Source organism: Streptomyces graminilatus (assembly GCF_001418565.1).
Lineage (GTDB): Bacteria > Actinomycetota > Actinomycetes > Streptomycetales > Streptomycetaceae > Streptomyces > Streptomyces graminilatus.
The window spans coordinates 1-5985 of the sequence record NZ_LIQQ01000481.1; the positions used below are offsets into that span (position 1 = coordinate 1).

6 protein-coding genes are annotated in these 5985 nt (G+C 71.4%); 1 reads left to right on the plus strand and 5 read right to left on the minus strand.

What is annotated here, in order from left to right; all coding sequences use genetic code 11:
* A partial coding sequence (locus tag AOK08_RS33490; RefSeq protein ID WP_055533005.1) for a TetR/AcrR family transcriptional regulator occupies positions 1-625 on the minus strand: 625 nt, incomplete at its 3' end.
* A 170-nt stretch (positions 626-795) separates the two neighbouring features.
* Between AOK08_RS33490 and AOK08_RS33495 the strand changes: the two genes are divergently transcribed.
* Positions 796-2022 (plus strand): acyl-CoA dehydrogenase family protein, encoded by a 1227-nt coding sequence (locus tag AOK08_RS33495; RefSeq protein ID WP_055533007.1) that lies wholly within the window; start codon positions 796-798, stop codon positions 2020-2022.
* A 95-nt stretch (positions 2023-2117) separates the two neighbouring features.
* Here AOK08_RS33495 and AOK08_RS33500 read toward each other — a convergent pair whose 3' ends face one another.
* From AOK08_RS33500 to AOK08_RS33515, 4 genes are all read right to left on the minus strand, one after another.
* Complete coding sequence (locus tag AOK08_RS33500; protein WP_055533009.1) at positions 2118-2354, minus strand: DUF6213 family protein; 237 nt, start codon at positions 2352-2354, stop codon at positions 2118-2120.
* A gap of 25 nt (positions 2355-2379) precedes the next feature.
* Positions 2380-3774, minus strand: coding sequence for an NADP-dependent succinic semialdehyde dehydrogenase (locus AOK08_RS33505; protein WP_055533011.1), 1395 nt, complete (start codon positions 3772-3774; stop codon positions 2380-2382).
* A gap of 91 nt (positions 3775-3865) precedes the next feature.
* Positions 3866-4381 (minus strand): NUDIX hydrolase, encoded by a 516-nt coding sequence (locus AOK08_RS33510; protein WP_055533013.1) that lies wholly within the window; start codon positions 4379-4381, stop codon positions 3866-3868.
* Positions 4378-5916 carry an ATP-dependent DNA ligase gene (locus AOK08_RS33515; RefSeq protein WP_055533015.1) on the minus strand — a complete coding sequence of 513 codons (1539 nt, stop codon included), beginning with the start codon at positions 5914-5916 and terminating at the stop codon, positions 4378-4380. Before AOK08_RS33515 ends, AOK08_RS33510 begins: the two co-directional genes overlap by 4 nt.
* Positions 5917-5985: the final 69 nt, after the last annotated feature.

The following is a 5985-nucleotide window of genomic DNA, read 5'->3' on the forward strand; positions in this document are numbered from 1 at the left end:
CGCGATCCCCGGCGGCAGCCAACCGCCCCCACAGCAAATCAGCCAAACTCCGCACCAACTCAGCCCGGGAACACGGCCGTTCCCCCAACCACCAGTCCCCGGCCGCGTGCATCATCCCGACTATCCCGTGCCCCCAGACCCGGGCCAGCTGCTGACTGGCCGGCCCGAGATCCACCCGCTCCTCGATCACCCGAGCCAACTCCTCGCCCATCAGCCGCAGCAACGGCAACGAGTGCTTCCGCACATCGAACCCGGGGTCGCCGGGCGACACTCCGTCAGCCGGGTGCATCAGGAACCGGTACACCTGAGGCCGCGCCTCGATCGCCGCGAGGTAGGTGTCCAGCGTGGCCTCCACCCGCTCCCGCCGCTCCGCCGGAGCGTCCAGGGCGGCCCGCAGGGAGTCGAGCAGGGCGTCGGTGTGCCGCTTGGCCAGCGCGGCGTAAAGTCCGCCCTTGTCGCCGAAGTGCCGGTACAGGATCGGCTTGGTGATTCCCGCCTCGGCGGCGATCGCGTTCATCGAGGCGCCGGGGCCGTCGCGCAGCACCACCCGGTCCGCGGCCTCCAGCAGCTCACGCCGACGGCGGTCGGCGGACCGCTGCTGATCGGTCTGCTGCGTGGTGTCCATGGTTTCTCCCCACCCGTGCTGATTTCGGCGACGCTTGCGCAAAATAGCACTGATCGGTCCATGCCCATCGAACGGGTTGCCGACCGCAGCCTGGGAGTTGACTTTTCCTACCGACGGGTAACAGACTCTAGTTACCGCAGGTAACATGCTAGTGGAGCGATGGAGGGGTCATGGCCGAATTCACCATGGAGCTCAACGACGAGCAGAAAGAGGTCCGCGACTGGCTCCACGGTTTCGCCGCCGATGTGATCCGCCCCGCCGCCGCCGAGTGGGACGAGCGCGAGGAGACCCCCTGGCCGGTCATCCAGGAGGCCGCGAAGGTCGGCATCTACTCCCTGGACTTCTACGCCCAGCAGTACTTCGACCCCACCGGCCTCGGCATCCCGATGGCCATGGAGGAACTCTTCTGGGGTGACGCGGGCATCGCCCTCTCCATCGTCGGCACCGGCCTCGCCGCCGTGGGTGTCCTCGCCAACGGCACCGAGGAGCAGATCGGCACCTGGATCCCGCAGATGTACGGCGACACCAACGAGGTCAAGGTCGCCGCCTTCTGCTCCTCCGAGCCCGACGCCGGCTCCGACGTCGCCTCCATGCGCACCCGCGCCGTGTACGACGAGGCCAAGGACGAGTGGGTCCTCAACGGCACGAAGACCTGGGCGACCAACGGCGGCATCGCCAACGTCCACGTCGTCGTCGCCGTGGTCGACGCCGAGCTGGGCTCCAAGGGCCACGCCTCCTTCATCGTCCCGCCGAACACGCCCGGCCTGTCCCAGGGCCAGAAGTTCAAGAAGCACGGCATCCGCGCCTCGCACACCGCCGAGGTCGTCCTGGAGAACGTCCGCATCCCCGGCTCCTGCCTCCTCGGCGGCAAGCAGAAGCTCGACGAGCGCCTCGCTCGGGCCCGTGAGCGCGCGAAGTCCGGCGGCGAGCGCGTCAAGAACGCGGCGATGGCCACGTTCGAGGCGAGCCGTCCCGCCGTGGCCGCCATGGCGGTGGGCACCGCACGTGCCGCGTACGAGGTCGCCCTCGACTACGCGATGACCCGCGAGCAGTTCGGCCGCCCGATCATCGACAACCAGGGGGTCGCCTTCCAGCTCGCCGACATGCGTACGTCCATCGACGCGGCGCGGCTGCTGACGTGGCGGGCGTCGTGGATGGCGATCAACGGGAAGCCGTTCACCGCCGCCGAGGGGTCGATGTCGAAGCTGTTCGCGAGCGAGACGGCGAAGAAGGTCACCGGGCAGGCGATCCAGATACTCGGGGGGAACGGGTTCACCCGTGAGTACCCGGTCGAGCGGATGCACCGGGATGCGGCGATCTATACGATCTTCGAAGGTACGAGTGAGATTCAGCGGCTGGTGATCGCGCGCACCTTGTCGGGGATGCCGATTCGGTAGCGCCGTGGGGGGTGCGGTGTGCTGCGGGCCGCGGGTGCGTCGTGGCTTGTCGCGCAGTTCCCCGCGCCCCTAAAGACGGTCGGTCAACGCAGCCCCTATCGAGATGTGGGGCCGCTGCTGTGGGCGATGCAGGCCACGTCGATGCGGTCGGCCAGCTTGGCGAGTTCGATGGTGAGGGCGGCCACCGTGTCCTCGTCGAGGTCCTGGCCGGCCTCCACCAGGTGCAGCCAGCGGCCGCCGACCGTGCGCAGCAGTTTGCTGACGTCGGAGGCGGCAACCTGCAACGTGCCGCGGTCGTCGACGATCAGAGGCAGAGTCACTTCGCGGTTCACAGGGGGGATCGTAGCCGCGGAACGCTCACGCTCCGTGCCATACCGTGGTGATGTTGCAGAACTCGCGGATTCCGTGTCCCGACAGCTCGCGCCCGTACCCGGACCGTTTCACCCCGCCGAACGGGAACGCCGGGTGGGACGCGGTCATCCCGTTGACGAACACCCCGCCCGCCTCCAGATCCCGGACGAGCCGGTCCACCTCGGCCTCGTCGCGGGTCCAGACATTGGAACTCAGCCCGAAGGGCGTGTCGTTGGCGATCGCCAACGCCTCGTCCAGGTCGGCCGCGCGATACAGCGTCGCGACCGGGCCGAAGGTCTCCTCCCGGTGAACGCGCATCTCGGGTGTGACGTCGGCGAGGACCGTCGGCGCGTAGTACCAGCCGCGGTCCCTGAGGCCCTCGGGGCGTTCGCCACCGCACAGAACCGTCGCGCCGCTCTCCACGGCCTCGTCGACCAGCGCCTCCAGCTCCGCGCGCCCCCGCTCACTGGCGAGCGGCCCGACCTCCGTGTCCTCGGCCAGCGGATCGCCGACCTTCAGCGCCGCCATCGCCGTCGAGAAGCGTTCCGCGAACGCGTCGAAGACATCCGTGTGCACGATGAACCGCTTGGCGGCGATGCACGACTGCCCGTTGTTCTGCACACGCGCGGTCACCGCCACCCGTGCGGCCCGGTCGACGTCGGCGGAGGCCAGGACGATGAACGGGTCGCTGCCGCCCAGCTCCAGCACCGTCTTCTTGACCTCGTCCCCGGCGACGGACGCCACCGCGCGCCCGGCCGGCTCGCTGCCGGTGAGCGTGGCCGCCCGCACCCGGGGATCGCGCAGGACGTCCTCGACCGCGCCCGACCCGATCAGCAGCGTCTGGAAGCAGCCCTCGGGGTAGCCCGCCCGGCGGAACAGGTCCTCCAGGTACAGGGCGGTGCGCGGCACGTTCGAGGCGTGCTTCAGCAGGCCCACATTGCCCGCCATCAGCGCCGGCGCCGCGAAGCGGATCACCTGCCAGAGCGGGAAGTTCCACGGCATCACCGCGAGCACCGGCCCCAGCGGACGGTAGCGGACCACGGCCCGGGAGGCGCCGGAGTCCTTGACGTCGGCCTCGGCGGGCTCCTCGTCGGCGAGGAGTTCCTCGGCGTGGTCGGCGTACCAGCGCATCGCCTTCGCGCACTTCGCGGCCTCCGCGCGGGCCTGCGTGACCGGCTTGCCCATCTCGGTCGTCATGGTGCGGGCGATGTCGTCCCGGTCCTCGTCCAGCAGACCGGCGGCCCGGCCCAGCAGCCGGGCCCGCTCGGCGAAGCCGGTCGTACGGTACGTCCGGAAGGCCGCCTCGGCGACGGCGAGCCTGCGCTCGATCTCCTCGCCGCCCATGGCCTCGTACGTCCGCAGAGTCTCGCCGTTCGCCGGGTTCACCGTCGCGATGGCCATGCCGTGCCTCCAGGTCGATGGCTGTCCCTCGACCTTCCCGCGCGCCGGGTGCCGCCGCAACGCGTACGCCGACATCGGTACGGGGACGGTCTCAGTTCCCCGAGTGCTCCGTCAGCCGGTCCAGAAACCCGGCCTGCGCCGACACGATCACCGCCCGCGCCTCGTCGAGGCCGAACCACCGCACCCGGTCCAGCTCCGGGAACTCCCGCTCCTGCCCCGAACCCCTGGGCCACTCCATCCGGAACGTACCCGGCACCACGGCCGCCGGATCGAGGTCCGCCTCCACGGCCCACGCCGTCACGACCTTCCCGCCGGCCTGCCTGACCTCGCCCAGCGGCAGGGCCTCCCCGTCGGGCGGCGCCAGCCCCAGCTCCTCCTCGAACTCCCGGCGCGCCGCGTCCCAGGCCGTCTCCCCGTCGCCGTACTCACCCTTGGGAATCGTCCAGGCCCCGGCGTCGCGCCGGGCGAAGAAGGGGCCGCCCATGTGCCCGAGCAGCACCTCCAGCCCCTGACCGGGCGGGGCGGGGCGGCGGAACAGCAGCAGTCCGGCGCTGCGCTTCCCGTCGGGAGCCCGGGTCGTCCCGGTCTTCTTCGCCTTCTCCGTCATCGGGTTGCCTCCGGATGCGTGGCCAGCAGGGTTTCCACCGTGTCCGCCTCCGCCGGGGACTTGTCCTCCCGGTAGCGCACGACACGGGCGAAGCGGAGGGTGACGCCGGCCGGGTAGCGGGTGGAGCGCTGCAGACCGTCGTACGCGATCTCGACGACCAGCTCCGGCCGTACGGTCACCACCCAGCCGTCGTCCGACACGGCCAGCGCCCGGAGCCGCTCGGTCTGCCAGGCCAGCATCACGTCGGTCATGCCCTTGAAGGTCTTGCCGAGCATGGCGAAGGAACCGTCGGGGTTGCGGGCGCCGAGATGGAGATTGGACAGCTTGCCGGTACGGCGGCCGTGCCCCCACTCGGCCGCCAGCACCACCAGGTCGAGCGTGTGTACGGGTTTGACCTTCAGCCAGGCCGCGCCGCGCCGCCCCGCGCTGTAGGGGGCGTCGAGCGCCTTGACCACGACACCCTCGTGGCCGCGCGCGAGGGTGTCGGCGAGGAATTTCTCCGCGCCCGGGAGGTCGGCGGTGCCGTCGGCCAGCAGGCGCCGTACCCGCATCGGCTCGGGGACCAGCCGGGCCAGCTCCGCGTGCCGCTCGGCGAAGGGGAGGTCGAGGAGGTCGTGGCCGTCGACCGACAGCGCGTCGAAGAACACGGGCGAGACGGGCGTCTCCCGGGCGGCCGTCGCCACGTCCACCCGGGAGCCGACGCGGCCGGCGGTCTCCTGGAAGGAACGCGGGCGCCCGGCGCCGTCGAAGGCGATCACCTCGCCGTCCAGGATGAGCCGCTCGCCCCTCAACACCCTTGCGGCGGCGGTCAGTTCGGGCAGTCGGTCGGTGATGTCGTCGAGGGTTCGGGTGTACAGCCGTACGTCGTCGCCGTCGCGGTGGACCTGGACCCGGATGCCGTCCAGTTTCTCCTCGACGGCGCAGGCCCCGAGCTTGTCGACGGCCTCCGCCACCGAGGAGGCGCTGTGCGCGAGCATGGGCAGGACCGGGCGGCCGACGGTGAGGCGGAACCGGGCGAGGGCGGGCGGTCCGTCGGAGAGAAGGGCCTGCGCGACGGGCTGGATGCCGCCCGCGAGCATCACGGCCCGCCGTACGTCCGTGGGCGGCGCCTCGGTGGCGACCGCGAGCCCCTCCACGGCCACCGCGTCCAGGGCGCCCTGCCGCACCTCGCCGGTGATCAGCGCGAACAGGAACCGCTGCTCGTCCGTGGTGGCCGCCGCCAGCAACTCGCCCACCAGCCGTTTGCGTTCGGCCTGCGAGCCGGTTCCCGTGACCGCGCCGATGGCGGTGAGGCGGGCGTCGACGTCGAGGACGGTGAGGGAGGGTTCGGGGGCGCCGGGAACTCGCCGGTCCAGCATCTTCCAGCCGATGCCGAGGCGGCCCTGGGGGAGGTGTCCGGCGAGGTAGGGGATGACGATCGGTACGTCGTCGGGGGCGGCGTCCCGGAAGAGTTCGGCGAGCAGGGCGATCTTGCGGGAGCGGGCGGAGGCGGTGGCGACCTCCCGGGACACGTGGGCGAGCCTGCTCAGCAGCATGCAGCCATCGTGCAACGGGGGTGGCGGACGCACATCCGGGCGGGTGGCGGGTTTTCTTCGCCCCCGCCG